At 36.5% G+C, this 25,239-nt stretch carries 26 protein-coding genes; 10 read left to right on the forward strand and 16 right to left on the reverse strand.

The features are described from left to right. The first annotated feature begins 34 nt into the window (after positions 1-34). The gene (locus tag DBR39_RS04510; RefSeq protein ID WP_228447765.1) at positions 35-520 is read left to right on the forward strand and encodes a DUF1772 domain-containing protein; all 486 of its coding nucleotides are present in this window, start codon (positions 35-37) and stop codon (positions 518-520) included. 218 nt (positions 521-738) lie between these two features. On the opposite strand, the gene rpe is transcribed toward DBR39_RS04510, so the two are convergent. Both rpe and DBR39_RS04520 read right to left on the reverse strand, forming a co-directional pair. Next, positions 739-1,389: a ribulose-phosphate 3-epimerase gene (gene rpe / locus DBR39_RS04515; protein WP_103235059.1), complete on the reverse strand. Its 651-nt coding sequence runs from the start codon at positions 1,387-1,389 to the stop codon at positions 739-741. A 328-nt stretch (positions 1,390-1,717) separates the two neighbouring features. Next, complete coding sequence (locus DBR39_RS04520) at positions 1,718-2,791, reverse strand: M42 family peptidase (RefSeq protein WP_103235058.1); 1,074 nt, start codon at positions 2,789-2,791, stop codon at positions 1,718-1,720. Positions 2,792-2,842: 51 nt separating this feature from the next. Here DBR39_RS04520 and DBR39_RS04525 point away from each other — a divergent pair, with 51 nt between their 5' ends. Next, positions 2,843-3,547, forward strand: coding sequence for a DUF4294 domain-containing protein (locus tag DBR39_RS04525; RefSeq protein WP_124531038.1), 705 nt, complete (start codon positions 2,843-2,845; stop codon positions 3,545-3,547). A gap of 21 nt (positions 3,548-3,568) precedes the next feature. Here DBR39_RS04525 and DBR39_RS04530 read toward each other — a convergent pair whose 3' ends face one another. Together DBR39_RS04530 and mnmD are read right to left on the reverse strand one after the other, a co-directional pair. Further along, on the reverse strand, positions 3,569-3,985 hold the full coding sequence (locus DBR39_RS04530) for an NUDIX hydrolase (RefSeq protein WP_124531039.1): 417 nt from the start codon (positions 3,983-3,985) through the stop codon (positions 3,569-3,571). Positions 3,986-4,103: 118 nt separating this feature from the next. Further along, positions 4,104-4,778: a tRNA (5-methylaminomethyl-2-thiouridine)(34)-methyltransferase MnmD gene (gene mnmD, locus DBR39_RS04535; protein ID WP_124531040.1), complete on the reverse strand. Its 675-nt coding sequence runs from the start codon at positions 4,776-4,778 to the stop codon at positions 4,104-4,106. An 85-nt stretch (positions 4,779-4,863) separates the two neighbouring features. Between mnmD and DBR39_RS04540 the strand changes: the two genes are divergently transcribed. The 4 genes from DBR39_RS04540 to DBR39_RS04555 all read left to right on the forward strand — a co-directional run bounded on the left by DBR39_RS04540 (position 4,864) and on the right by DBR39_RS04555 (position 8,143). Then, positions 4,864-5,934 carry a branched-chain amino acid aminotransferase gene (locus DBR39_RS04540; protein WP_109738246.1) on the forward strand — a complete coding sequence of 357 codons (1,071 nt, stop codon included), beginning with the start codon at positions 4,864-4,866 and terminating at the stop codon, positions 5,932-5,934. 215 nt (positions 5,935-6,149) lie between these two features. Continuing rightward, the gene (locus DBR39_RS04545; RefSeq protein WP_124531041.1) at positions 6,150-6,662 is read left to right on the forward strand and encodes an FKBP-type peptidyl-prolyl cis-trans isomerase; all 513 of its coding nucleotides are present in this window, start codon (positions 6,150-6,152) and stop codon (positions 6,660-6,662) included. 81 nt (positions 6,663-6,743) lie between these two features. Continuing rightward, on the forward strand, positions 6,744-7,781 hold the full coding sequence (locus DBR39_RS04550; RefSeq protein WP_228447790.1) for a peptidylprolyl isomerase: 1,038 nt from the start codon (positions 6,744-6,746) through the stop codon (positions 7,779-7,781). 140 nt (positions 7,782-7,921) lie between these two features. Further along, the gene (locus DBR39_RS04555) at positions 7,922-8,143 is read left to right on the forward strand and encodes a hypothetical protein (RefSeq protein WP_124531042.1); all 222 of its coding nucleotides are present in this window, start codon (positions 7,922-7,924) and stop codon (positions 8,141-8,143) included. A gap of 185 nt (positions 8,144-8,328) precedes the next feature. On the opposite strand, the gene DBR39_RS04560 is transcribed toward DBR39_RS04555, so the two are convergent. Then, on the reverse strand, positions 8,329-8,559 hold the full coding sequence (locus DBR39_RS04560; RefSeq protein WP_124531043.1) for a hypothetical protein: 231 nt from the start codon (positions 8,557-8,559) through the stop codon (positions 8,329-8,331). A gap of 601 nt (positions 8,560-9,160) precedes the next feature. Between DBR39_RS04560 and DBR39_RS04565 the strand changes: the two genes are divergently transcribed. Beyond that, positions 9,161-9,682, forward strand: a complete 522-nt coding sequence (locus tag DBR39_RS04565) for a hypothetical protein (protein WP_124531044.1) — start codon at positions 9,161-9,163, stop codon at positions 9,680-9,682. A gap of 236 nt (positions 9,683-9,918) precedes the next feature. Here DBR39_RS04565 and DBR39_RS04570 read toward each other — a convergent pair whose 3' ends face one another. From DBR39_RS04570 to DBR39_RS04600, 7 genes are all read right to left on the reverse strand, one after another. After that, entirely contained in the window at positions 9,919-11,277 is a 1,359-nt protein-coding gene (locus DBR39_RS04570; RefSeq protein WP_124531045.1) for a M20/M25/M40 family metallo-hydrolase, read from the reverse strand. Between the two features lie 2 nt (positions 11,278-11,279). Further along, positions 11,280-12,638, reverse strand: coding sequence for a M28 family peptidase (locus DBR39_RS04575; protein ID WP_124531046.1), 1,359 nt, complete (start codon positions 12,636-12,638; stop codon positions 11,280-11,282). A gap of 2 nt (positions 12,639-12,640) precedes the next feature. Next, positions 12,641-14,044 (reverse strand): M28 family peptidase, encoded by a 1,404-nt coding sequence (locus DBR39_RS04580; protein WP_124531047.1) that lies wholly within the window; start codon positions 14,042-14,044, stop codon positions 12,641-12,643. Positions 14,045-14,099: 55 nt separating this feature from the next. Beyond that, the gene (locus DBR39_RS04585; RefSeq protein ID WP_124531048.1) at positions 14,100-15,344 is read right to left on the reverse strand and encodes a DUF1015 domain-containing protein; all 1,245 of its coding nucleotides are present in this window, start codon (positions 15,342-15,344) and stop codon (positions 14,100-14,102) included. A gap of 2 nt (positions 15,345-15,346) precedes the next feature. After that, complete coding sequence (locus DBR39_RS04590; protein WP_124531049.1) at positions 15,347-16,312, reverse strand: D-2-hydroxyacid dehydrogenase; 966 nt, start codon at positions 16,310-16,312, stop codon at positions 15,347-15,349. A 125-nt stretch (positions 16,313-16,437) separates the two neighbouring features. Next, positions 16,438-17,502: a 3-phosphoserine/phosphohydroxythreonine transaminase gene (gene serC, locus DBR39_RS04595; protein ID WP_124531050.1), complete on the reverse strand. Its 1,065-nt coding sequence runs from the start codon at positions 17,500-17,502 to the stop codon at positions 16,438-16,440. 112 nt (positions 17,503-17,614) lie between these two features. Then, positions 17,615-17,965: a 4Fe-4S binding protein gene (locus tag DBR39_RS04600; RefSeq protein ID WP_103233725.1), complete on the reverse strand. Its 351-nt coding sequence runs from the start codon at positions 17,963-17,965 to the stop codon at positions 17,615-17,617. A 59-nt stretch (positions 17,966-18,024) separates the two neighbouring features. On the opposite strand from DBR39_RS04600, the gene DBR39_RS04605 reads away from it, so the two are divergent. From DBR39_RS04605 to DBR39_RS04615, 3 genes are read left to right on the forward strand one after another with little or no spacing between them, the layout of a single operon-like run. Beyond that, positions 18,025-19,059, forward strand: a complete 1,035-nt coding sequence (locus DBR39_RS04605; RefSeq protein ID WP_124531051.1) for an acyl-CoA reductase — start codon at positions 18,025-18,027, stop codon at positions 19,057-19,059. 46 nt (positions 19,060-19,105) lie between these two features. After that, positions 19,106-19,543, forward strand: a complete 438-nt coding sequence (locus tag DBR39_RS04610) for a peptidylprolyl isomerase (RefSeq protein ID WP_228447766.1) — start codon at positions 19,106-19,108, stop codon at positions 19,541-19,543. A 39-nt stretch (positions 19,544-19,582) separates the two neighbouring features. Then, positions 19,583-20,272 (forward strand): Bax inhibitor-1 family protein, encoded by a 690-nt coding sequence (locus tag DBR39_RS04615; RefSeq protein ID WP_124531053.1) that lies wholly within the window; start codon positions 19,583-19,585, stop codon positions 20,270-20,272. A 564-nt stretch (positions 20,273-20,836) separates the two neighbouring features. Here the strand turns inward: DBR39_RS04615 and DBR39_RS04620 are convergent. The 4 genes from DBR39_RS04620 to DBR39_RS04635 all read right to left on the reverse strand — a co-directional run bounded on the left by DBR39_RS04620 (position 20,837) and on the right by DBR39_RS04635 (position 25,225). Beyond that, on the reverse strand, positions 20,837-21,085 hold the full coding sequence (locus DBR39_RS04620; protein ID WP_047495508.1) for a DUF6952 family protein: 249 nt from the start codon (positions 21,083-21,085) through the stop codon (positions 20,837-20,839). Beyond that, positions 21,085-21,393 carry a thioredoxin family protein gene (locus DBR39_RS04625; RefSeq protein WP_124531054.1) on the reverse strand — a complete coding sequence of 103 codons (309 nt, stop codon included), beginning with the start codon at positions 21,391-21,393 and terminating at the stop codon, positions 21,085-21,087. The genes DBR39_RS04620 and DBR39_RS04625 overlap by 1 nt, the downstream gene beginning before the upstream one ends. A 113-nt stretch (positions 21,394-21,506) precedes the next feature. Beyond that, a complete protein-coding gene (locus DBR39_RS04630) occupies positions 21,507-22,139 on the reverse strand; it encodes a peroxiredoxin (protein WP_103235396.1) in 633 nt (210 codons plus the stop codon). A gap of 146 nt (positions 22,140-22,285) precedes the next feature. Continuing rightward, positions 22,286-25,225: a M16 family metallopeptidase gene (locus DBR39_RS04635; RefSeq protein WP_124531055.1), complete on the reverse strand. Its 2,940-nt coding sequence runs from the start codon at positions 25,223-25,225 to the stop codon at positions 22,286-22,288. Positions 25,226-25,239 lie beyond the last annotated feature (14 nt).

Below are 25,239 nucleotides of genomic sequence, written 5' to 3' on the forward strand. Positions count from 1 at the left end.
CTCAATCCTGATAACCAAATCAAATTATATGAAAATGACAACATTAGTATTGATCATTTCAGCTGTCCTCACTGCTTTGATAGGAGGACTTTTCTATGCCTATTCATGTTCAGTTGTTCTGGGGTTGGGAAAACTCTCTGATACGGAATATGTAAAGGCTATGAAAAGCATCAACCGGGAAATCCTGAACCCTGTTTTCTTTATGAGCTTTATGGGAACTGCGGCTCTACTTCCGGTATCAGCCTTTTTGTTCCGGGGGCAGCAGCCTGTTTTTATCTTTCTTCTCCTGGCGACACTGGCTTATTTGATCGGTGTTTTTGGAGTAACGGTTGCCGGGAATGTTCCAATGAATGATGCTTTGGATAAGTTTGATATTTCCAATTCTACAGCAGATGCCATCAAACAGATGCGTGAAAATTTTGAAAACAGATGGAATTTCCTGAATAATATAAGAACTGTATTTTCTGTGGTTTCCATAACTTTTGTTGTCTGTGCCTGTATCTGGAACAAGGAAGTGTGAAAAAGATAAGAGAAATTAAGTGAAAATACGGAGCCCAAAGATTCGGTATTTCTACGGATGCATACGTATGGTTTTATTCAGATCTTTGTGTTGTTAGCAAGACATAATTTAACATTTTCAAAATGTTGAAAAAAAGTTTATAACCAAGACGACTTAAATTCCAAACAAGGGAAAAGGCAGCCATCGGCTGCCTTTTGCTTATGATAAAATATGATCTGTTAGATCTTCAATAGCTCGATCATTTTTTCAGGGCTTTCAGCTGAGAAAACAGCATTTCCTGCAACAAGAACATCAGCTCCGGCTTCAAATAATTTAGAAGCATTGTCAAGATTCACACCGCCGTCTATCTCGATAAGTGCGGTAGAATTATTGCTTAAGATAAGGTCTTTGGTTTCTGCAATCTTTTTATAAGTATTTTCAATGAACTTCTGACCTCCAAAACCTGGATTTACACTCATTAATAATACAAGATCTACATCTGCAATAATATCCTCAAGCATTAATACCGGCGTGGAAGGATTTAAAACAACCCCTGCTTTTACCCCTTTGCTCTGAATGTGGTGAATCGTTCTGTGAAGATGTGTACAAGCTTCATAATGTACAGAAATAAGGTCTGCACCATGATTGATGAATTCGTCAACATACTTATCCGGCTCTACGATCATCAAGTGAACATCTACAAATTTTTTAGCATGCTGCTGAACGGTTTTCATCACCGGAAAACCAAATGAAATATTAGGAACAAATCTGCCGTCCATTACATCAATGTGGAACCAGTCGGCCTGAGAGTTATTCAACATTTCAATGTCTCTTTGCAGATTCCCAAAGTCTGCAGATAAAAGGGATGGAGCAATAAGCTTCGTTTTCATTTTTACTTTTTATACTTTTATTATCCTATTGAAAATGAGCGGTCATGGGTAAAATAATAATTGGTTAGATACCCTGTTATTAAAATCACTTCTATGACAGATAACTTTTTATTGTTTATGCTTAAGAGTAAAAACCTGTCAATTATAAGCAGTACAAATAAAATGACAAGGAAAATTACCTCTACTGTGATTCCCAAACTCTCACTTGGGTGGAATGTAAATGATTGATAAATAATCAAAGGAATTCCAAGTGTGACTATTATAATGGTTATAATAGAGATGAAAGTCGGGTTTTTAAATAGATGATAAAAGACGTTTTTCATTTTTATTAATGATACTTCAGTTTCATTTCCGGCTTGATCTTAAGAATGGTTTCGTAGATAAGTTTAATCACATTGCCTACATCTTCTTTAGATACCATTTCTACTGTAGTATGCATATAACGCAAAGGTAAGGAAATTAATGCACTTGGTACTCCGCCATTAGAATGGGCAAAGGCGTCTGTGTCAGTTCCTGTAGCTCTGCTTGCTGCTGCTCTTTGGAAAGGAATTTTTTTAGTTTTCGCCGTGTCAATGATTAATTCTCTGATTATATGATGAACACTCGGAGCAAAAAACACTACAGGTCCTTCACCACATTTCTGATCTCCTTCTTTTTTCTTTTCAATCATCGGAGTGGTGGTATCATGGGTAACATCGGTAACGATAGCGATATTGGGCTTAATAGTGTCAGCAATCATATCTGCTCCATATAAACCTACTTCTTCCTGTACAGAATTCGTAATATACAGCCCGAATGGAATAGATTTTTTATTTTCTTTTAAAAGTCTGGCTACTTCAGCAATCATAAAACCACCGATTCTGTTATCGAGTGCTCTGCAGACAAAATATCTGTCGTTCATTTCAAAGAACTCGTCAGGGTAAGTAATCATGCATCCCACAAAAATTCCCATTTCTTCCACTTCTTTTTTGGAAGTAGCCCCACAGTCTATAAAAATGTTTTCGATTTTAGGAGTAGGCTCATTCTGATTTGTTCTCGTATGAATGGCTGGCCACCCGAATACGCCTTTTATGATTCCATTTTCTCCGTGAATATGGACAACCTTTGATGGAGCAATTGTTTGATCTGAGCCTCCATTTCTGATCACATAGATCAATCCGTCATCCGTAATATAATTCACATACCAGGAAATCTCATCTGCATGTGCTTCAATCACTACTTTAAATTCAGCTTCCGGATTGATGATCCCATAACAGGTTCCATAATGATCTACTTCTATTTTGTCTACATAAGGTCGGATATAGTCCATCCAGACTTCTTGTCCTTTGTGTTCATAACCTGTTGGTGATGATGTGTTTAAATATTTTTCTAAAAATTTCAAAGATTTCTTTTCAAATTTCATAAAAAGGAATGATTTTTGCGTTTAATTTTTGTTCTTATAAGTGTAAAAATAATGAATTTTAGTAAGATTATCTGCCTTTTTATTTTCTTTTTTGGAGTCAGTGTTTTTGGCCAAAAGGATGGTGTAGTGGCAAAACCACTCAATCAATATCCGGCTGAATCATTGAAAACAGATGAATTTGGAAATAAATATTATTATGATGAACAGCAAAAGGTCAAGATTTATGAAATCAATGGCGAGCCTGTAGTCGTATTAGATGAATTGATTTTGGTTAATAAACCAAGATTTAATAATCAGCTTGACAGAAATTACTATTATTTTCTGAATAAAAAACTGTACAGAGTATATCCTTTATTTGTAACGGCACTTCAGCAGTACAGAGATATTCAGAAGGATATGAACGATATGGATAGCAAGGCCAAAAGAAAGTTTGTAAGAGAAAGACAGAATATGCTTGCCGATCAGTATGAAAAACAACTGAGAGATCTTACCACTACCGAAGGGCAGGTTTTTGCAAAACTGATGAACAGGGCTACCGGAAAAAATGTATTTGAGATTATCAAAGAGCTGAGAGGAGGATGGAGCGCTTTCTGGTGGAATGTAAAAGGAAAAATGGCTGATATTGATCTGAAAGACCGCTATGATCCCCATAACAACAGAACGGATGAATTTGTAGAATCATTGCTTCAGTCCAATTGGAATTCTGGTTATCTGCAGCCTTATCCGGGGGCAAGTGATTTTAAAGTCAAAAAATAATATAAATTCCTGTAAGAACACTTACAGGAATTTTTCTTTTAGTTTATCGAAGACTATTTTATCTATTGGGAGAGGAAAAGGATTGTCTGGTCTGTCGATATCAATCCATTCTGTTTTTTCAATGCAGGGATCCATAATAAGGAAATCCTCTTCATTGGCAATGTCTACTATATAATATATGGTAAGAAGCTGCTCATTTTCTTTGAAACGGGAAACCAGAAAGTTTTCCTGAGTATAAAAATGTTCCAGAACATTTACCTTTACATTAAGCTCTTCATCAAACTCACGATGCAGACACTCCAATACACCTTCACCATATTCTAATCCGCCACCTGGAAATTTCATTAAAGCTTCACCGGCATATTCCTCAAATAAGGTCAGAACTTGTTTATCTTTTACTGCACATCCATACACTCTAATGTTGATCTTATCTATCATATATATATAATGTATAATATTTGTATAGCTAATGTAAGGAATTTTTATGAGTCATATAAAGGTAAAAGGGCAAAATACTAGCAAATTTCCTTGTTAATAATTTCGTCCTTTTACTATTTTACAGCTTCACAGCATTAATCATCTCTCTCTTTCCTGGAGGACCCTGTTTTTTCTCTACTTGAAAATTCAGTTCCTGAAGGATTCTTCTTACGCTGCCTTTGGAAGAGTAGGTCGTTAATAATCCGTTAATGGCCATTTTGTCAGAAACCAGTTCAAATAATGGTTTTTCCCATAGATCAGGCTGTACTCTGGCTCCAAAGCAATCGAAGTAAACAAGATTGATTTTGGGCAGATCAATGTCCTTTAGGTCAAAAAAATCACATTCTATCTTGTTTAAGTTGAATCCATTAATGATTTCTACTGACTTTCCCCAATCTGCCAGATGAATTTTCTGATAAATATTTTTAAACTCAGGGTTGTCAAAAAGCTCGAAGTAAGCCAAATCCTTAACTTCAGATTCATTTATTGGATATTTTTCGAGCGAAAAATAATTAATGACATGATTTTTGTCAGTTTTTAAATATTCATTAATTGTTACTAAAACATTCAAACCTGTTCCAAAACCGAGTTCTAGAATATTAATTTCGCAATCATTTATCAGATTTAATCCGTTTTTGATAAACACATGTTCTGCTTCTTGAAGTGCTCCATGATGAGAATGGTAGTTTTCATTTAATTCATTGATAAACAATGTTTTACTACCGTCGTTTGTGGTCTTAATCTCTCTTTTCAAGCTATTTTTTTGTCAAATTTACTCTAAAATTTTTATATTTAGAAAATTATGTTAAATTTGTAGAACATCGTAAAAATTTTAAAAAATGATAATTCAAAAAACTGAAAACTCCAGAATTTCTACATTTGACCCTAACAATTTTTCATTTGGTGGTACTTTCATTGATCATATGATTATTTGTGAGTATGAAGATGGAAAATGGGGTGATGTGAAATTAGTTCCTTACGGTCCGATACCTTTTACACCTGCTATGATGGGAGTAAACTATGGACAAGCTTGTTTTGAAGGTATGAAAGCCTATAAAGACAAAGACGGGCAGGTTTTACTTTTCAGGCCGGAAAAGAATTTTGAACGTATCAATAAGTCAGCAAAACGTCTTGCTATGCCAGAGGTGACTGAAGAAATGTTTTTAGACGGATTAAAAGCATTAGTAGATATCGACAGAGAGTGGATTCCACAGGGGGAAGGAATGTCACTATATATCAGACCGTTGATTTTTGCTACAGAAGAAGCTTTGAAAGCTAGAGTATCTAATAAATATATGTTTGCTATCGTTGCAACACCAGCGAAGAGCTATTATTCAGAACCGGTATCAGTAAAAATCTCTGATCACTATTCAAGAGCTGCAAACGGAGGAGTAGGTTCTGCAAAAGCTGCAGGTAACTATGCTGCTTCTTTCTATCCTACACAATTGGCTATCGAAGAAGGATATGAGCAGATTATCTGGACCGATGATGCTACTCATGAATATTTCGAAGAAAGTGGTACGATGAATGTATTTGTAAGAATCAACGATACAATCTATACACCTCCGACTTCTGAAAAAATTCTTGATGGGGTAACAAGAGACAGCTTCATCCAATTGGCTAAGAAAAGAGGAATTGAAGTGAAAGTAGAGCCAATCCCTGTGAAAACAGTTATTGAAGCTTTGAAGGAAGGTGCTCTTAAAGAAGTATGGGGAGTAGGTACGGCAGTGGTTACCACTCAGTTCCAGGCTTTAGGATACCAGGGTGAGAAATTGGAACTTCCAAGATTATCTGATGATGAAAGCTATGCAGCTCTCCTTAAGAAAGACTTGGTAGACCTACAAAATAACTTGACTGAAGATCCATTCGGATGGAGAGTTATCGTAGATCATGCTCTGGAAACAGTTTAATCTTAACTGAACAAAATAATATACAGAAACCGGGAATTTCCCGGTTTTTTTGTATGTATGCATTCATATAAATATAACGTGGATGAACGTCCTTTAACTATAGGATTAAATTTAACAGTCTGGTTCTATTAGCAGATAGATACATTATTACATTCACATATTTCTTCATCAAGTTTTGTAATTGATTCGCGAAATGTGTATTTTCGCAAAAGTTTATGAGAAAATTACTCTTCATATCAGCCATAAGCCTGTTGAGCTGCAACAGAAATGCACAGACGGCCCATCCACCTGTAGGTGGTGTTTTGAGCCAAAAAGATCTGGATGTTTCTAAAAACAGGATGAAAAATCTCAATACCATAGAAAGAGGCCAGATTCAGGATTGGATCAATGGCCAGTCTGTGAAGTATTATCCTACGCAGCTTAATTACTGGGTGACGGCAGAAGGCTATGATCAGAGAGAAAGAAGAAAAGATGAATCTTTGATTTCTTACTCTTATGATCTGTACGATTTTGACCAGACTAAAATCTATGAGAAGTCTTTTGAAAGAAGAGATGCCAGATTCGGGCACTTTGATGAACTGAGAGCAGTGGAAAACGCTTTGCGTTTTATACATGATGGAGAGGAAGTAACGCTTTTGGTGCCGTCTTCTTTGGCTTACGGAACTTTCGGAGACGAAAAGAAAATAGATAACGACATTCCATTAATCATAAAATTAAAAGCCCAATAATACATGAAATTGTTTAACAAGAATATAATTCTGGCAGCGGCAAGTATTTCGCTGATGAGTTGTACCCCAATTTATAAAAAAATGAACGTAGACAAAGAAACTTACGAAGGTCTTAATGACGGGCTTTATGCCAATCTTCAAACCACAAAAGGTAATTTGATTGTGAAGCTTGAAGACAAGAAAGCACCAGTAACTGTAGCCAACTTTATCGGTCTTGCAGAAGGGAAAATCGACAACAAAGCTAAGGCTAAGGGAGTTCCTTATTATGACGGAACTATTTTCCACAGAGTGATCAAAGATTTCATGATCCAAGGGGGAGACCCTAAAGGAACTGGAGCAGGTGATCCGGGATATAAATTCGAGGACGAAAGAAACGACCTTAAACACACAGGAAAAGGTATTCTTTCTATGGCGAATTCTGGACCAAATACAAACGGTTCTCAGTTCTTCATCACTGAAGTGGCAACTCCTTGGCTAGACGGAAGACACACAATCTTCGGAAAAGTAGTAAAAGGTACTGATGTAATTGATGTAATTGCTAACGTTGAAAAAGGAGCTCAGGATAAGCCTAAAACAGATATCGTTTTAGAAAAAGTTTCTGTTTTCAGTAAAGGTGACGAATACAAGCACTACGATGCAGCTAAAACTTTCAACGAAGGAAAAGCTAAAATCGCAGAAAATAATAAAGCTTTTGCTGCTAAGGAAGAAGCTGAAAAAAAGAAAAAAGAAGAAGAATTCAAAGCTAATCAGGAAAAATTGGTTGAAAACCTAAAAGCTGGTATGCAAAAAACTGAATCAGGTCTTTATTATAAAATCACAAAAACAGCTGATGGTAAAGCTCCAAAAGTTGGTGATAATGTATCTGTACACTATGCAGGTAAATTGGTAGACGGAACTGAGTTTGATTCTTCATTCAAAAGAAATGAGCCTATCGATATTCCAATTGGAATGGGAAGAGTAATCAAAGGATGGGATGAAGGTATCCTATTGTTGAAAGAAGGTGAAACTGCTACATTATTGATCCCGCCGGCAATGGCTTACGGAGAAAGAGGTGCAGGAGGAGTGATCCCGCCAAACTCTTGGTTAGTGTTCGATGTTGAGCTTGTAAAAGTAAAATAATTGAATCTTTTTAAGATATAAAGCCGTCCCAAAAGGGGCGGTTTTTTTGTTTCCTGTAAAATACCGTAGAAATACGGATTTCAGTAAGGGATTAATACTTCTATCTTTATCCATCACTTATAAGAAACAAAATAGAAAATATGTTTGATCTGAATTACGACCTGATAAAAAAAGAAATTGAGTCAGAAATGTGTGAAGAACACGGTCTGCATCCGGAACTCGTTAAAACAGATGAAGGTTTTGGAATAAAAGCCTGTTGTGAACCTTTCAGGGAGAAAATGGTCGAAAAATCCGGCAGAATGATCGAGGAAGAGACAAAAACGATTCTCGATAAAATGATGAAGGATCTTTTTAAAGAATAAGTTTTTACAATGTTAAGATAACTTTGTTGTTATCGCAGAGCTGCTCCTGATGGGGTGGCTTTTTTTGTTGTCCATTTTTAACCTTACTATCAATATAAGTAATGAACAGTAAATTGTAAAACAAAAAAACCGCCCCCAAAAGGACGGTTTTTTCAGTAAAAATTAATTGAAAGTTATATGTTCTGTTATCTTTTCTTCATACCCGTTCCAGCCAGGGAACTAATGAATACAAGGCCAAAGCCGATATAAGCGGCAAATGCCGTCAGATATATTATTAAGCTGTTTAAGCTTGGTTTTAAGGCGTATACCAAAACAGAAAACGCAGCAAAACTCATCACCAGCAATAGGCTCCATATATTCAATTTTGCAGCATCTTCATTTCTCTTAAAAATCATTTCAAAAAAGGCTCTCATCATTACTAACATTTTAAGGGTTATACATTAATTAAAGAATAAAGGCGCACTCATCACGGTAAAAAGAATAAATTCCTTTACTGGGCTAAGATTCACGATGACTTTGCCATTTATTTATATCGTAATACCGGGCTAAAAGTCCGGGATATTTTTGTTTTTTTGAATCAATAAAGATTCTTGGTTATTGATGATACCAGTTAGATACGGGGTGCAAAACTGCTGTGATTAACTAACGGGGGTTAGTTAATCACGAGCCCGTATCTTTTACGGCATCGTAGAAAAAAAAGGATTCATATGCTAGATATGAACTTGAATCAGTGGAAAAACTGAAAATCCACAGAAAACCTTTTTTCTCATCCTTAGTGCTTTTTTAATTTTTTCTCATTATTCTAAATGCCAATATCATGCCAAAATATTACTTTCTCGATTAACACTTTGTTTTAAGAGGTTGATAAGGCTCGTGTTAGAACGTATTTTCATCTGTTATTTCCTTAAACAAAGAAAAATTTTCTATTTTTAAGGTTTAATAATTTGAAACAAAGAAAATATTACAGTTTGATCATATTTTTATACCATTTAAAATATTTGTAGAAAAGTTTTAAAAATGAATCAGGAAAGTTTAAAAAATAATATTGAGTTCTGTATAGCTAACCTCTTGAATTTGGCAAAGGTTCACTGCTGGAATACAATTTCCCCTCAGTTGTTTTTTATTCTATCTGATTTTGATGAATTTGAAGGATCCAATTTATCTGAGAAGATGAAATCCAGGACCAGAATAAATAATTCAAAAACACTATTGACTTTAGATTGGGCACTGGAAATTTTGCATAAAGAGTTTTATGACCTTTACGATGTCACTCTGTATATTTTTCAAGGAAATAAATATGAAACTATTGTAGAAATTCAATATTACAGGAAATCCAATTTTGATGCTGATTACTTTGCTTTAGTAAAATATAATCCGCCAATGTTTCATTCAAAAATTGCAATGCCGGTATATGCATGGGAGGGAGGAAAGTTTGATGTCAATTGGGAATCAGGTGGAGGGATGGATCATGCATGGAAAATTTTTTGGTGGCGGAACTTTTTGTATAAGCGTAAAATTAAAGGAAAAAAACACAGATAACACAAATGTTGTTGCACGAATTTCACCAATAAAGGAGGGGGAATTCATACTTAAAAGGACGCAATTATTTGTAACAATCTGTAGTTACAAATAGGGTTTTAAAATGATTATAAATTTCGGCTGAAGCCATTGGAAAACATCCATAAAGATAAACGGGCTAAAGTTCCTATTGAACTAAATCGTAGTATCAATGTTTAAAAAAAAGAAAACCGTCTCTAAAGACGGTTTCATATGTATTACCAGTTTTTATCTATCATATAAATAATCTGTGTCAAAGTGGTAGCGCCCAATAAGAGCTCTCTACGGTTCACCTTTTCAAAGGTATCTTCTTCCGTATGGTGGATATCGAAATAGCGCTGAGAATCCGGCATCAATTCAGCCGCTGGAATTCCCAGGTCGTGGAGTGGATAAAGGTCTGTTCCTGAAAATCTCTCTTCGAAATTGTAAACTCCATAAGGAAGAAATAGGTTTGACCAGCTTTTGATCTGATTTCTTTTCGCATCATCCATATCCAGGGCAATACCTCTTGGTGCAAAACCTCCGGCATCTGTTTCTATCGCGAAAAGATGTTTTTCATTCTTCTCTTTTACCGTTTTACCATATTGAATTCCGCCTTTTACTCCGTTTTCTTCATTCGCAAAGCAGACTACTCTGATGGTGTGATTGTTTTGCATTCCTAGTTTTTTAAAGGTTCTCAAGACCTCAATGCTCTGAACAATTCCGGCTCCGTCATCATGTGCGCCTTCGCCCACATCCCAGGAATCAAGGTGTCCGCCTACAACGATTACGCTTTGGTCTTTCTTGCCTGTAATTTCTCCAATAACAGAATGGGAGAGTTTTTCTCCTTTCATCCCACAGTTGGAGTTAAGTTTAGCAGTGATTTTCTGGCTTTTCAACAAGGCTTCCAGTTCATCTGCTGTAGTGCTTCCGATGGCTACAGCTGGTATTTTGATTACTTTATCTTCATAACGCATTGCTCCGGTATGGGGAACATCATCAAAAGCTGAAGATAAAGACCGGATGATTGCAAATTTACCTCCTTTTTTAGCGGTTAAAGAAGCGGCTGTAGTTCTGTATTTTGCAGCATCTCCATATCCTTTGAATGTCTCTATGAATGACTGGCTGAAAGGGTAGTTGAAAAAAACAATTTTATCTTTTACTTTTTCAGCAGGAAGCTTGTCATATTCTTCCATAGATTTTACCATGATGATTTCTCCGGAAATATCTTTTCCTCCGGTTCCCTCAGAATTTCCAAGGGAAAGCATTTTAAGGCTTTTCCATTTTCCGTTGGAAGCTTGGATGTAGAGGGATTCTTTTCCTCTTACCCAGACAGGGATCATCACTTCCTGAAGCCATACTTTATCAGCTCCGGCATCACGGAGTTTCTGTGCAGCCCATTGTACTGATTTCTCATAGGCTTCCGAACCGCTTAAACGGTGTCCTATATTTTTTGTAAGCTCTCTCAGCTCAGTATATCCTTTTCCATTGTTCAGTATTTCCGTAGAGATTTTTTTAAACTGAATAGAATCATCTTTAGACTGGCCAAAAGCAGCCATTCCAAAAAGTAATAATGAAGTTCCTAGTATCTTTTTCATGGTTACCAATTTTTATCGATCATATAAATAAGTTGTGTCATCACCGCAGAACCGAGTAACAGTTCTCTACGGTTGACTTTTTCAAAAGTGTCTTCTGCTGTATGGTGAATATCAAAATAACGCTGCGGATCAGGAACCAGCTCAGCGGTGGGAACTCCCATTTCGTGAAGGGGAGCAATATCTGATCCTGAATATTTTCCGTCAAAATTGTAAACGCCATATGGTAAAAACAGATTGACCCAGCTTTTGATCTGGTTTCTTTGAGGCTCATCCATCTCCAGAGAAATTCCTCTGGGTGAAAAACCTCCGGCATCTGTTTCTATGGCGAAAAGATGTTTTTCGTTGTTTTCTTTGGCAATTTTACCATATTGTTTTCCGCCTTTTGTTCCGTTTTCTTCGTTGGCAAAACAAACGGCACGGATGGTATGGCTATTTTGTATTCCTAATTTCTTAAAAGTTCTCAGTACCTCAATACTCTGTACAATTCCTGCTCCGTCATCATGTGCCCCTTCACCCACATCCCAGGAATCCAGATGACCTCCTACGACAATTACGCTTTGGTCTTTCTTGCCTGTAATTTCACCAATCACAGAGTGGGAGAGCTTTTCACCTTTCATGCCACAGTTGGAATTGAGTTTAGCGGTAACTTTTTGATTTTTCAATAATGCTTCCAGGTCATCAGCTGATGTATTTCCGATCGTTACGGCTGGTACTTTGGGAATATTTTCTTCATAGCGCATGTTTCCTGTATGAGGAACGTCATCAAAAGCTGAAGAAAGTGACCGGATAATGGCAAATTTCCCTCCTTTTTTAGCCGTTAAAGAAGCTGCAGTGCGTCTATAGGCTCCTGCTTCACGGTAAGAAATAAAAGTCTGTATATTTCCCTGATTAAAAGGGTAGTTGAAGAAAACAATTTTATCCTTCACCTTTTCAGCAGGAAGCTTGTCATATTCTTCCATAGATTTTACCATGATGATTTCTCCGGAAACATCTTTTCCATTCGTACCTTCAGAGTTTCCAAGAGAAAGCATTGTAATACTTTTCCATTTTCCGTTGGAAGCTTGGATGTGCAGGGATTCTTTTCCTCTTACCCATACCGGGATCATCACTTCCTGAAGCCATACTTTATCAGCTCCGGCATCACGGAGTTTCTGTGCAGCCCATTGTACCGATTTTTCATACGCTTCAGATCCGCTTAAACGGTGTCCTATATTTTTGGTAAGCTCTCTCAGCTCAGTATATCCTTTGCCATTGTTCAGGATTTCGGTGGAAATCCTTTTGAACTGGATGGAATCTTCTTTAGTCTGGCCAAAAACCGCCATTCCAAAAAGCAATAATGAAGTTCCTACTATCTTTTTCATTGTTACCAGTTTTTATCAACCATAAAAATCATCTGTGTTATCGCAACTGCTCCGAGAAGAAGTTCTCTTTTATTCACTTTGTCGAAAGTATCTTGTTCGGAATGGTGATAATCAAAATATCTTTGTGTGTCTACAACAAGCTCTGCTAAAGGAATATCCAGTTTTTTTAAAGGAGAAATATCCTGAATTGCTTCTGTTTGGTCAAAATCATACACTCCATAAGGAAGAAAATATTCTTTCCATGGATAAACCAGCCTTCTTCTTTGAGGTGACATATCCAAAGAAAATCCTCGTGGAGAATACCCTCCAGCGTCTGTTCCTAAGGCAAATATGTGCTTTTCATCTCTCTTTTTTACATAAGCAGCGTACATCTCCCGGCCTTGTCCTCCGTTTTCGCTATTTGCGTACAAGACTACCCGGATGGTGTGGTTGTTTTCATATCCAAGCGCCTTCAGTGTTCTTAAAACTTCGATACACTGCACAACTCCTGTTCCATCATCAATAGCACCTTCACCAAAATCCCACGAATCAAGCTGAGCGCCTAAAACAATCACTTTAGAATCTTTTTTGCCCTGAATTTCAGCAATGATATTTGGATTCGTCGTGTCCCCTTTTGATTCAGCAGTCATGTTGATTTTGGCAGTAACTTTTTGTTTTTTTACTATTTTTTCCAACTCATCCGCGGATCTTACTCCAATGGATAAAGCCGGAATTTTTATTTTATCCTCTGGCTCATAATAAATCATTTTGGCATGAGGAGTATCATCATTAGCTGTTGTTAATGATCTTATAATTAATGCTTTTGCACCTGTTTTAGCAATGATGGAAGCGGAAACTAATTTTGACTTTGCAGTCTGCAAATAGGAATCACTTGTATTAATAATTTTCGGATCCATTGGAAGATTCACGAAAACTATTTTATCTTTTAACTGGCCTATCGACATTGCATTGAGCTCTGAAGTGGAATTGATTAAAACAATTTCACCTACCAGATCTTTTCCGCCTGTTCCTTCAGAGTTTCCAAAAGAAAGCATTCTGATATTTTTCCAATCTCCGTTTCCGGCTTTTATCTGTAAAGATTCTTTTCCTCTGATCCAGACAGGAGCTTTGGCCTCTTGTCTCCAGATCATTTCAATACCCATTTCCTTGAATTTTTTTTCTGCCCATTCTACTGCTTTTGCATAGCCGGGAGTGGCACTGAAACGAGGACCGATACCTTTGGTGAGTTCTCCGAGATTATTATAGGCAGTACCATTGGTCATAATTTCATCTGAAATCTTTCTAAATTCATCATGATAATTGAATTTGGCAACGGTACCTTTTTTTGCCGGACTTTTTTGTGGCTTTTTTTGAGAAAATAAAAATCCACTCAAAAAGAGTGGAAGTATAATGAATATTTTTTTCATTTTTTATTTACCTTTCTTTTTCCATTGATAAAAGTAGGAAAAAAATAGGAATTTATTAAGGTTTCATGTCATACATTAACAGGGCTGTAATCAGTTTTGGTTCAATAAATGTACATTTCGGAGGCATGCTTAGTTTTAGATCTGAAATTTTAATCATATCATTAAAACTTACAGGATAGATTCCAAAACCGACCTTACCTTCACCACTGTCTATCTTTTCTTTTAAAATATTGATTCCGTTGATGTTAGAGGTTCCTTTTACATAAGAGATCAGCTCAGAGCTGTCCGGATCTTCAATTTTCAGGATATTTTTGAAAATATATTTGTCTAAAAGATGGTGGTCCAGATTGTCCAGAGACATTTCTTTAGAACGAAGGTCATGCTTTACGTGAAGAGAATAAAATTTCCCGTCCAGATACATTGAAATATGGAATTTCTGAGAAGGGTAGTATGATGTTTCTCCTTTTTCATGAATAAGGAAATAATGCTCAAGCTCTTTTAGGAAATCCTCAGGAGAAATGCCGTTCAGATCATGTAAAATTCTGTTGTAGTCATGAATTTTAATAGATTGATTGGAAACAATAAAACTGAACACAAAGTTGTAAAGTTCTGTGCCGTTATGTCTTTTGTTTTTCTCTTTATGATACTTTGCATTCAATGCTGTAGAACCGATTCTGTGGTGTCCGTCAGCAATGTAAAATGAATCGATCTGATCAATTACTTCTTTAAATTGCTGCAGTTTCAGACGGTTGTCTATTCTCCAGATTTTATGTCTGATGCCAATAGAGTCTATGTGATTGAAGATAGGGACATTTTTTTCCTCATGATTCATCAGCAGCTCAATTTTTGAGTTGGCAGGGTAGGTAAGAAGTACAGGTTCTGCCTGCAGACTTACTTTCTCAAGATAGTGAGCCAGTTTTTCCTTTTTCTGAGGAATGGTGCTTTCGTGTCTTTTGATTTTTCCACTCCAGAAATCTTCAATACTAGCCAATCCGAGAAGTCCCCTGAACACTTGCTTGTTGGGGTAGATCTGCTCATAAAGATAATAGGCTGAATTGTCCTGGACCAATTTCTTCTCGTCCAGAAGTTCTTCAAATGTAGATCGGATCTTTCGAAGATTCCGGTCAATATCTTTAGATTTACTTACAACATAGGGTTTAATCATATTGATGTAAGTATTTTCAACTTGAGCTTTCTCTGCAATCTCTTCCTGGGTGAAATTATCCAGTGGATGTGTAGGGAAAGTACTCTCAAAGTCTCTATGAGGTCTAATTCCACGGAAAGGTTTAAAAACAGGCATATTTATCTTATAGTTTCTTTTTGTAGCTTAATAATTTGTTCTGCAAGTTCGATACCGATTTTCTCTTGCGCGTCTACTGTATTTCCTCCTACGTGAGGAGAAAGTGACAATGCGGGGTTCATCAGTAAAGGCAGTTCGGGGCTCGGTTCATTTTCAAAAACATCCAATGCCGCTCCGGCTATTTTTCCTGACTCAATAAAATCAATCAGTGTCACTTCATTGATGACACCGCCTCTTGCAGTATTTACAATATAGACTCCGTCTTTCATTTTTTCAAACTGAGGGGTATCTATAATATACTCATTTGTTTTCGGCGTATTGATACTGATGAAATCTGCATCTTTAAGAAATGCGTCCATATCATTGGTGGAAGTGATTTCAAAGTCTACCGATTGTCCGTCAAAGAAATTCAGGGTAAGAACTTCTGTTTTAGGGCTTTTCGTCAGAACGGTTACTTTCATTCCTAAAGCAATTCCTATTTTTACGACTTCCTGTCCAATACTTCCAAAGCCGATTACTCCTAATGTTTTTCCTGAAAGTTCATACGCATTACCGAATGACTTTTTCATAGCATTGAAATGAGTATCTCCTTCCAGAGGCATTAGTCTGTTAGATTCGTGAAGGAATCTTGCCAGAGAAATGAAATGTCCGAAAACCAATTCTGCCACTGATTTTGAAGATGCTGTAGGCGTGTTGATTACTTTAATGCCTTTGCTTTTGGCATATTCAACATCAATGTTATCCATTCCGATACCGCCTCTTCCAATTATTTTAAGGCCGGGACAGGCATCGATAAGGTCTTGCCTCACTTTCGTTGCACTTCTTACCAGAAGAACGTCCACATTATTATCGTTGATAAAATTAATAACGTGATCCTGAGCCACTCTATTGTCCAGAATTTCAATTCCGGCTTCTTTTAGAGCGTTTTCTCCTGCTTTTGAAATTCCGTCGTTTGCTAAAACTTTCATGAGTTATTTGATTTAAAGATTGAAAGATATACATATTTCAAAATTTTAAAACTAGGGTGCAAATTAATGAATTTAAATTAACTGCTCTTCAGTCTTTCAATCTTTGAATTTTTTTAATGATTAAATTATTTGATCGATTTCATTACATCCACCAAAACCTGTACACTTTCGATAGGTAATGCGTTGTATAAACTTGCTCTGTATCCGCCTAAGCTTCTGTGTCCGTTCAGTCCGCTGATTCCTGCTGCTTTCCATGCATTGTCAAATTCTTCTTTCTTACTTTCGTCTGTGATGTTGAACGAAACATTCATCAGTGAACGGTCTTCTTTTACGCAGAATGCTTCAAATAACGGATTGCTGTCGATTTCATCATATAAAAGCTTGGCTTTAGCTTCATTTCTTTTTTCTGCAGCAGCAATTCCTCCGTTTCTTTCAAGATACTGAAGGGTAAGTAAAGATGCATATACAGGGAATACCGGCGGGGTATTGTACATGGATTCTTTAGCAATATGTTGAGAGTAATCCAATATAGAAAACATGTTTTCTCTTCCTGTTTTACCCAGGATTTCTTTTTTTATTACCACTAAAGTAACTCCTGCAGGTCCCATGTTTTTCTGAGCACCGGCATAGATCAGATCAAATTTAGAAAAATCCAGTTGTCTTGAGAAAATATCAGAACTCATATCACAAACCATCAGCGTGTCCACTTCAGGAAAAGATTTCATTTGAGTTCCATAAATAGTGTTGTTGGAAGTACAGTGGAAATAATCGTATTCTGAACCAACCGTATAATCTTTAGGAATAAAAGTGTAGTTTTCTTCTTTTGAAGAACCTAATACGTCTACTGTTCCTACTTTTTTAGCTTCTTTGATGGCTCCGGCTGCCCATGTTCCTGTGTCCAGGTAAGCTGCTTTTCCACCTACTTTCATCAGGTTGTAAGGTACCATTGCAAACTGCATGCTGGCGCCTCCTCCTAAATAAAGAACTTCATAATCATCACCAAGATTCATCAATCTTTTTACAATTGCACGCGCTTCGTCCATTACCGCAACGAAATCCTTGCTTCTGTGGGAAATTTCAAGAAGAGACAATCCGATACCGTTAAAGTCCAGGATAGCCTGTGCTGATTTTTCAAATACTTCTTGTGGTAAAATACATGGCCCTGCGCTGAAGTTGTGCTTTTTGTTCATATTTTTATTTTTTGGTTGCTTCCGGAATTTAAACTCCTGTCGCTTATTTTTTGGTTAAGTTGGATTTTTGATCAAAAAAAGCCGCCCCATACATGATGAGACGGAATTATTTTTATTCACCGTGTAAGAATGCTTTTTTATTAAGCAGTGCTTCTTCAGATTCTACGTGATCCTCATCTGGAACACAGCAGTCTACAGGGCATACCGCTGCACACTGAGGTTCTTCGTGGAATCCTTTACATTCTGTACATTTATCTGTTACAATAAAATAGACATCATCACTTACAGGCTCTTGTGGTGCTTCTGCATCTACAGTAAGTCCCGACGGCATTGTAATGGTACCTTGAAGAGCCGTACCTTCAGAAGCTTTCCAATCTACAGCTCCTTCATATATTGCATTGTTTGGGCATTCCGGTTCGCAAGCCCCACAATTAATGCATTCATCAGTTATTTTGATAGCCATCGCTAATTTTTTTTAAATTTGCACAAAATTACAAAATATTCCCCAATTTTAAAGTAATTATGAATACCGAAAATCAAGTTTTAGGACTTATTAAATTAAGTGATTATATAAAAGCGTTTCTAGCGAAGAAACCAGAACATCATAATGAAGATGATGCTGATATTGAATTATTATTAAAAAGGTCTGAAATAGAGAATCCGTGGTTTACCATTGATAATCAGAAATTTGCTTTACAGCAATGGGCAGATCTTCTTACTGAAGAGAATATCAAAAACTGGCTTGGAAATTATTCCATCTCTAAAATTTCAAAAAGAGTAGGGCTTATTTTGGCAGGAAATATTCCTTTGGTAGGATTTCATGATGTAATGTCCGTCGTTTTGAGCAATCATATACCTGTTATTAAGCTGTCTTCAAAAGATAAACGCATGATTCCGTTTTTATTAAAGAAATGGAATGAGTTTTCTGATGGAAACGTAGCTTTTGAATTTGTAGAGAAATTAGAGAATTTTGATGCGGTTATCGCTACAGGAAGTAACAATACAGCAAGATATCTGGAATATTATTTCAAGAATCATTCAAGTATTATCCGTAAGAACAGAACTTCTGTTGCTTTGCTGAAAGGTGATGAAACGGAAGAAGAGCTGCAATTGCTGGCAAAAGATATTTTCCAATATTTTGGGCTGGGATGCAGAAATGTGACGAGAGTTTTTATTCCGCAGGATTTTCTTATTGACAGGTTGTTTGAAAACTTCCTGGCATATCAGGATATTATCAACCATAATAAATATGCTAACAATTATGATTATAACAGAGCCGTTTATCTTTTAAACCAGGACAAATTCTGGGATAATAATTTTGTGATGCTGAAGGAAGATGATAAACTGTTCAGTCCGCTTTCTGTGATCAACTTCAGCAGATATGAATCTTTGGAGGATGTAAAAAGCTTTATTGCTGAAAATGAGGAAAATATACAGTGTGTAGTGGGTAGAGAGGAGCTAGGTTTGAATGCAATTCCGTTTGGGGAAGCACAGAATCCGGGGCTTGATACCTATGCCGATAATGTAGATACAATGAAATTTTTAGAACTGGTCTGATTTTCGTATCTTCCATCACTTATTTCACCAGATAAAAATGAATACTATGAAAAAATTATTGCTGGGACTTGCACTTGTGGGTGGACAGTTAGTGTTTGCGCAGAAGGTGGCAGGTGTAAAGGTTGAGAATGGCCAGAAAAAAGAACAGCCGGCTGCTATAAGTAAGGAGAAAGTCAGTTTGTATAATGATAACTTCCTTAAGTTTGTAGATGCTTTACAGGCTTCTGACCGTGCCACTATTGATGGACTGCTTTCTGAGAAGGTAAAAGAAATTGTAACAGATGCTGTTCTTAAAAATGTTAAGGATGGTATTATACCCAATAAAAAGCTTGAAATCTTAAAAGCAGGATATTATAAAACAATGGATGGTACCAATCATCCGAGTATTAAATACAAATATGCAGGAGAATCATCTTCTAAAGAAGCCATTACAGCTGTATTTGAGGATGATGGTAAAATATTGGGAGTATTACCTGCGAAATAGATAAAAATTTATTTTCGATTAATTAAAAAAATATTAACTATGATGACAGATGTTTTAGTCGCTCATTCTTCGGACGTGGAGAAAGCGAGTTTTTACAAGAAGACCTATTTGCATGTTGCATTATCTATTCTTGCATTTATTGGAGTTGAAACGATATTATTGAAAACTGTTCCGGCAGAACTTATCGCCATGATGTTTGGTCAGAGATATATCTGGTTGCTGATTATCGGAGTTTTCTGGTTGGCTTCTTTTTTAGCCTCCAAATGGTCACTTTCACAAAGTAAATCTACCCAGTATTTAGGATTAGGATTTTATATCCTGTTGGAAGCGATTATCTTTATGCCGTTGCTTTTCATTGCAACCAATATGACAGGGGGGGCGAATGTAATCTTCCAGGCTGCTACTTTGACTATTGCGATGTTTGCAGGTATTTCTGCCGTTGCATTTACTTCTAAGAGAGATTTTTCTTTTTTAAGAAATATTATTGTAATCGGTGGGTTTATTGCAATCGGACTGATTGTAGCGGGAATGATCTTTGGTTTTAATCTTGGATTGTGGTTTTCAGTTGGAATGGTAATTTTAGCTTCAGCTACTATTTTATATCAGACAAGTAAGCTAAAGGATTCATATGGAACGAACCAGTATGTAGGAGCGGCGTTGCAGCTTTTTGCTTCTATCATGCTTTTGTTCTGGTACATTTTGAGTATTTTAATGAGCAGAAGAAACTAATTGATAAGTTGATTTTATCTTTTAAAATAATAGTCCCGGTGATATTTTCATCGGGATTTCTTTTTTTAACACAAATAATGCTTAAACACAAACGTCACTAATGATTTCACAAATAACACGAATTCAATAATATCAATAGGAGCGTTATTATCCTGAGCCTGGTCGAAGGAGCTTGTTTTATCATTACGGATATCTTCCAATGGCTTTAGCTGAAACTTATAATAGGATTTTAAAGCAGTATTTTTTAACCACGGATTTCACGGATTGACACGGATGATTGGGTGTATTTATTTGTGGAATTTGTGAAAAATATTTGTGCTACTCGTGTTATAAACCGTAAGCCCAAAAAATCCTGATGAAAATATCACCGGGATTTTTATTGGATATTCTTTAAAAATTTTCATACAACTGCCAGCTTCATATCACCGGTTAAAGTGCTTTGAAGTGAATTTTACAGTTAAAATAAAAGTGTTCTTAAAGAATAAGAAAAAAAATATAGGAATGAGGAAAAACCTCAGGCATTTTGTGTTTTTACAATCTTTTGATTAAAATAATCGAAAAATGTTATTTGTCAATTGATCCTAAAACCTTCTGAGCAAAAGAGTTTAAAGCATCTTTTTCGCTCATTCCGTTCTGTACATTGGAGTGAACTTCTAAAGCTCCACAGATATTCGTGATCAATTCTCCTGCAACATTTAAATCCTCTTCACTTGTTCCTCTGAATTCGCAGAAACTTTCCAGTACTTCTAATGTTTTTTCAAGGTTTTCAGGAGTCTGATTCTGATAAAACTGTCTGATTACGGGTAATTTCATTATGCTAATTCGTTAAAAAGGTTAATTAAACTTTCTGCCTGGTTAGACTGAACCTGGTTCACCAGTTCTCCGTTTTTAAAGATAGCGAAGGTAGGTAAGTTGTCTACTTTTGCTAGTTTTCTGCTTTCAGGAAGCTTTTCAGCATCTACGTATAAAAATGGAATAGAATCATTCTCAGACGCTAATTTTTTGAATTTTGGCTTCATGATTCTGCAGTTTCCGCACCATGTTGCGCCATATTGAACAACTACTTTTTCGTTGTCGCTAACTATATTTTGTAATGTATCTTCGGTTAATTCTGTATACATGATCGTAATTTGAAAATTTATTAATTGAAAATGCGCTAATGCTTTGTAAAGAAGAAAATGAGATAATTTTTGATAATTCTCCAATTATCTCATTTTCAAATTAACACATTATATTAGTTCTTAGCTAAGTATTCTGCAGTAGAAGTTCTGTCAGCTTTCATTGCATCTTTTCCTTCTTCCCAGTTTGCAGGACATACTTCACCATGTTTTTGAACGTGCGTGTAAGCATCGATTAATCTTAAGAATTCTTTTACATTTCTTCCTAGAGGCATATCGTTTACCGCTTCGTGGAAGATTTTTCCAGTTTCGTCGATAAGGTAAGTTGCTCTGTAAGTTACGTTAGAACCTGTGAAAACTTCGTTTCCATCTTCATCATATTCGAAATCCTGATCAACGATTCCCAACGTGTTTGCCAATTGTCTGTGAGTATCAGCTAAAAGTGGGTAAGTTACTCCTTCGATTCCTCCGTTATCTTTAGGTGTGTTCAACCATGCGAAGTGTACTTCGTTAGTATCACAAGATGCACCAATTACTTTAGTGTTTCTTTTTTCGAATTCACCTAAAGCCTCCTGAAAAGCGTGAAGCTCTGTAGGACATACAAAAGTGAAATCTTTAGGGTACCAGAATAAAAGAACTTTTTGCTGGTTGTTTACTGCTTCATCAAGGATGTTGATTTTAAGATCGTCACCCATCTCAGACATTGCGTCGATTGTTAAATTTGGGAATTTTTTTCCTACTAAAGACATAATTTTTTTGTTTTATATTTAAATTTCTAATGCAAATATATAAAAGATCTATCTATCGAACAAACAAATATCGATAAATAAAATCTATAATTGTTTTAGGGTGCTGTTAAATAAAAAAGCCCTGTTCTCAGGGCTTTTTGTTGATTTTAATAACCAAATATTTCAGTTAAATTAAGTTTTTTTACCTCGCCTAATTTCTTCATATCGGCCTCATTTACTTTGTCTTGAGAAGCAACAAGACAGTAGGTGTAGTTTTTGTTTTTCATTTCCTTATCATGGAATGCATTGATGTCTGCAAAAGACAGTTTTGGTGCCTGTTCGTAGACGTTCTTTCTCATATCGAAATTGTTTCCAAGCTTTTGGGATTTCAGATAAGAGAAGATGATTCCGTCCTGAGTAATTCTTTCAGAAGCAATTGATTTTTTCAATCCGCTTTTCGCTGTTTCGAATAACTGTTCAGATTTTGGAAGGGTGGTCAAAAGCTCATTCATTGCCGTTGTAGACTCATTGAATTTATCTGCCTGCGTTCCTACATACGCCATAATCATATCTTTGTCTGTTTTCTTGCTAGGAAGAGCAAAATATGAATAAGTAGAGTAGGCCAGTGCCTTAGATTCTCTGATCGTCTGGAAAACGATAGATCCCATTCCGCCTCCGAAATAGTTGTTGAATAAATTTACGGTAGGAGTGATGGTAGCATTGTACTGGTCAGAATTTCTTACCCAGAAGACCTCAGCCTGTACCATATCATAATGAGCGAATAATACTTTGTTTTTATCAGTCGGGATCTGAGCGAAGGTTTTAGACTTAGGAAGGTCTTTCAGGGTTGCAGGAAGTTTGTGAATTGGTTTTAAAGATGCCACTACTTCATTTCCTGATTTCGGACCGTAATACAATACCTTATGTTTGAAATTAAACAGGTCATGAAGAACATTAATCAGATCTTCTGCTTTTAAGGCGTCAAGTTCAGCATCACTCAATACATTGTTGAATGGGTTCTGTGCGCCATATTGTGCATAACTTCTCAATCCGGCCATGATGGTCCCTTTATTCTGTTTTGCATTTGCTCTGGCTTTCTTCAATCTTGTTTTGTAAGCATCAAGAGCTCCCTGGTCCGCCTGGCTGTTTTTAATCAAATCTTCAAATAAAGCGATTGTTTTATCGAAGTTTTCATTCAAACCTTCCAATGATACATAAGTTTCTTCATTTCCTGCACTCACATTGAAGCTTGAAGCAAGTTTGTAGAATTCCTTACTGATCACTTCAGAAGATTTATCTTTAGTTCCTAAATATTGAAGGTATTCTGCTGCCAATGGAAGAACTTTGTTGTTCCATTTTCCTGAATCAAAATGATAATACATTCTGAACAGCGCATTGTCGGTATTTTTTACAGAAAGTACATCTACATCAGCTAATTTGTTTTTAGCAATGTCTTTATCGTAGTTTAACCATACCGGAGCGATAGGGTTTTCAGGCATTTCATCAATCTTCTTAAGGAAAGGAGACTGATCTTCTCTGTTAACGGAAACCGGAGTAATGGTTGGTTTGTCAACCTTTACGATACTCTTGTCTTCTCCTTTTCTTTTATAAACTGCAACGTAGTTGTTATTCTGAAGATATTTGGATACGAAATCCATGATATCTTTCTTTGTAAGCTTTGAAATTTCGTCAACATATTCTAACGATGCTTTGTGGTCAATATCCGAAGTGAATTCATCCATCAGGATGCTTGCTCTTGACGAATATTTTTCATCCTTCTGAATAATGCTTTTCTTTTCGTTGTTCACGATAGACTGAATCAAATCATCAGAAAATTCTCCTTTTCTTAACTTATCAATTTCCTGAAGAAGAAGATTTTTTACTTCATCCAGAGATTGTCCTTCAGTAGGCTTCCCTTGTAAAAGTAACACTGAATAATCCTTTAAAGCATAAGAACCGGCGTAAGCCCCCAGTAATTTTTGTTTTTTTACCAGATCAAGGTCAATCAATCCTGCCTGTCCGTTGGTAAGCATATTTCCAACAAGGTTCAGCATTCTTGCATCTTTCGTAGAAGCTCCCGGAAACCTGAACCCAAGCATTACATTCTCAGGATTGGGTCCCACGACTTCTTTTACAACAGGAGCGGTAATCGCTTTTTCCTGTCCTACTTTATATTCAGGAATTGCTTTAGGTTTCATGTAAGAGAAAGCCTTGTCAATCTTTGCAATGACTTCATCCGGATTAAAGTCTCCGGACATGATGATACCCATATTGTTGGGAACGTAATAGTTATTGAAATATTCTCTGATAGCATGCAGAGATGGGTTTTTCAAGTGCTCAATCGTTCCGATGGTTGTTTGTTTTCCATAATTGTTGTTAGGGAAAAGGTTGGCAAACATGGTGTCGAAAACTTTATCTCCATCATCATCCAGGGATCTGTTTTTTTCTTCATATACAGCTTCAAGCTCTGTATGGAACAATCTCAGAACTGGCTCTCTGAATCTTTCAGCCTGTACAGCGAGGAATTTGTCAAGAACATTGGAAGGTACATCTTCTGTGTATACTGTTTGCTCAAATGAAGTAAAGGCATTGGTTCCGTCAGCTCCCATACCAGCCATCATTTTGTCGTATTCGTTGGCAATTGCATACTTGGCAGCTTCTCCGGAAACCCTGTCAATCTCTTTGTAGATCTCTTTTCTCTTAGCTTCGTCTTTCGTCTGGTTGTACTTCTCGTAAAGAGCGTCAATCTGGTCTAAAAGAGGTTTCTCTTTTGTCCAGTCCTTAGAACCAAACTGATTGGTCCCTTTGAAAAGCATGTGCTCAAGATAATGTGCAAGACCTGTGTGGTCTGCAGGGTCGGTTTTACTACCTGCTTTTGTTGCAATATAAGTTTGTATTCTCGGATCCTTATTTGTTGGACTCAAAATTACTGTTAACCCGTTTTTTAAGGTGTAGTACCTTGCTGACGTTGGGTCGTTGGTTACGTACTTATACTTGTATCCACTGGAAGTCCCTTCTTTCCATTGAAAATCCTGGCCAAAAGCATACCCTGCGAAACTTGCAGCGGCAATACTTGTTGCAATAGTTAGTTTTTTTAACAGATTCATTGCTGTTGTGTTTT

Source organism: Chryseobacterium sp. KBW03, from assembly GCF_003852415.1.
Taxonomy (GTDB): domain Bacteria; phylum Bacteroidota; class Bacteroidia; order Flavobacteriales; family Weeksellaceae; genus Chryseobacterium; species Chryseobacterium viscerum.

What these genes read in the sequence shown, in the direction of transcription:
- DBR39_RS04510 (WP_228447765.1), top strand. Translation starts at nt 35, where the DNA reads ATGACAACATTAGTATTGATCATTTCAGCTGTCCTCACTGCTTTGATA.
- DBR39_RS04630 (WP_103235396.1), bottom strand. Translation starts at nt 22,139, where the DNA reads ATGTCTTTAGTAGGAAAAAAATTCCCAAATTTAACAATCGACGCAATG.
- DBR39_RS04610 (WP_228447766.1), top strand. Translation starts at nt 19,106, where the DNA reads ATGAAAAAATTATTGCTGGGACTTGCACTTGTGGGTGGACAGTTAGTG.
- DBR39_RS04550 (WP_228447790.1), top strand. Translation starts at nt 6,744, where the DNA reads ATGAACGTAGACAAAGAAACTTACGAAGGTCTTAATGACGGGCTTTAT.
- DBR39_RS04565 (WP_124531044.1), top strand. Translation starts at nt 9,161, where the DNA reads ATGAATCAGGAAAGTTTAAAAAATAATATTGAGTTCTGTATAGCTAAC.
- DBR39_RS04575 (WP_124531046.1), bottom strand. Translation starts at nt 12,638, where the DNA reads ATGAAAAAGATAGTAGGAACTTCATTATTGCTTTTTGGAATGGCGGTT.
- DBR39_RS04560 (WP_124531043.1), bottom strand. Translation starts at nt 8,559, where the DNA reads ATGATGAGAGCCTTTTTTGAAATGATTTTTAAGAGAAATGAAGATGCT.
- DBR39_RS04620 (WP_047495508.1), bottom strand. Translation starts at nt 21,085, where the DNA reads ATGAAATTACCCGTAATCAGACAGTTTTATCAGAATCAGACTCCTGAA.
- DBR39_RS04555 (WP_124531042.1), top strand. Translation starts at nt 7,922, where the DNA reads ATGTTTGATCTGAATTACGACCTGATAAAAAAAGAAATTGAGTCAGAA.
- DBR39_RS04525 (WP_124531038.1), top strand. Translation starts at nt 2,843, where the DNA reads ATGAATTTTAGTAAGATTATCTGCCTTTTTATTTTCTTTTTTGGAGTC.
- DBR39_RS04585 (WP_124531048.1), bottom strand. Translation starts at nt 15,344, where the DNA reads ATGCCTGTTTTTAAACCTTTCCGTGGAATTAGACCTCATAGAGACTTT.
- serC (WP_124531050.1), bottom strand. Translation starts at nt 17,502, where the DNA reads ATGAACAAAAAGCACAACTTCAGCGCAGGGCCATGTATTTTACCACAA.
- DBR39_RS04545 (WP_124531041.1), top strand. Translation starts at nt 6,150, where the DNA reads ATGAGAAAATTACTCTTCATATCAGCCATAAGCCTGTTGAGCTGCAAC.
- DBR39_RS04590 (WP_124531049.1), bottom strand. Translation starts at nt 16,312, where the DNA reads ATGAAAGTTTTAGCAAACGACGGAATTTCAAAAGCAGGAGAAAACGCT.
- DBR39_RS04570 (WP_124531045.1), bottom strand. Translation starts at nt 11,277, where the DNA reads ATGAAAAAGATACTAGGAACTTCATTATTACTTTTTGGAATGGCTGCT.
- DBR39_RS04580 (WP_124531047.1), bottom strand. Translation starts at nt 14,044, where the DNA reads ATGAAAAAAATATTCATTATACTTCCACTCTTTTTGAGTGGATTTTTA.
- DBR39_RS04530 (WP_124531039.1), bottom strand. Translation starts at nt 3,985, where the DNA reads ATGATAGATAAGATCAACATTAGAGTGTATGGATGTGCAGTAAAAGAT.
- rpe (WP_103235059.1), bottom strand. Translation starts at nt 1,389, where the DNA reads ATGAAAACGAAGCTTATTGCTCCATCCCTTTTATCTGCAGACTTTGGG.
- DBR39_RS04605 (WP_124531051.1), top strand. Translation starts at nt 18,025, where the DNA reads ATGAATACCGAAAATCAAGTTTTAGGACTTATTAAATTAAGTGATTAT.
- DBR39_RS04615 (WP_124531053.1), top strand. Translation starts at nt 19,583, where the DNA reads ATGATGACAGATGTTTTAGTCGCTCATTCTTCGGACGTGGAGAAAGCG.
- DBR39_RS04520 (WP_103235058.1), bottom strand. Translation starts at nt 2,791, where the DNA reads ATGAAATTTGAAAAGAAATCTTTGAAATTTTTAGAAAAATATTTAAAC.
- DBR39_RS04600 (WP_103233725.1), bottom strand. Translation starts at nt 17,965, where the DNA reads ATGGCTATCAAAATAACTGATGAATGCATTAATTGTGGGGCTTGCGAA.
- DBR39_RS04635 (WP_124531055.1), bottom strand. Translation starts at nt 25,225, where the DNA reads ATGAATCTGTTAAAAAAACTAACTATTGCAACAAGTATTGCCGCTGCA.
- DBR39_RS04625 (WP_124531054.1), bottom strand. Translation starts at nt 21,393, where the DNA reads ATGTATACAGAATTAACCGAAGATACATTACAAAATATAGTTAGCGAC.
- DBR39_RS04540 (WP_109738246.1), top strand. Translation starts at nt 4,864, where the DNA reads ATGATAATTCAAAAAACTGAAAACTCCAGAATTTCTACATTTGACCCT.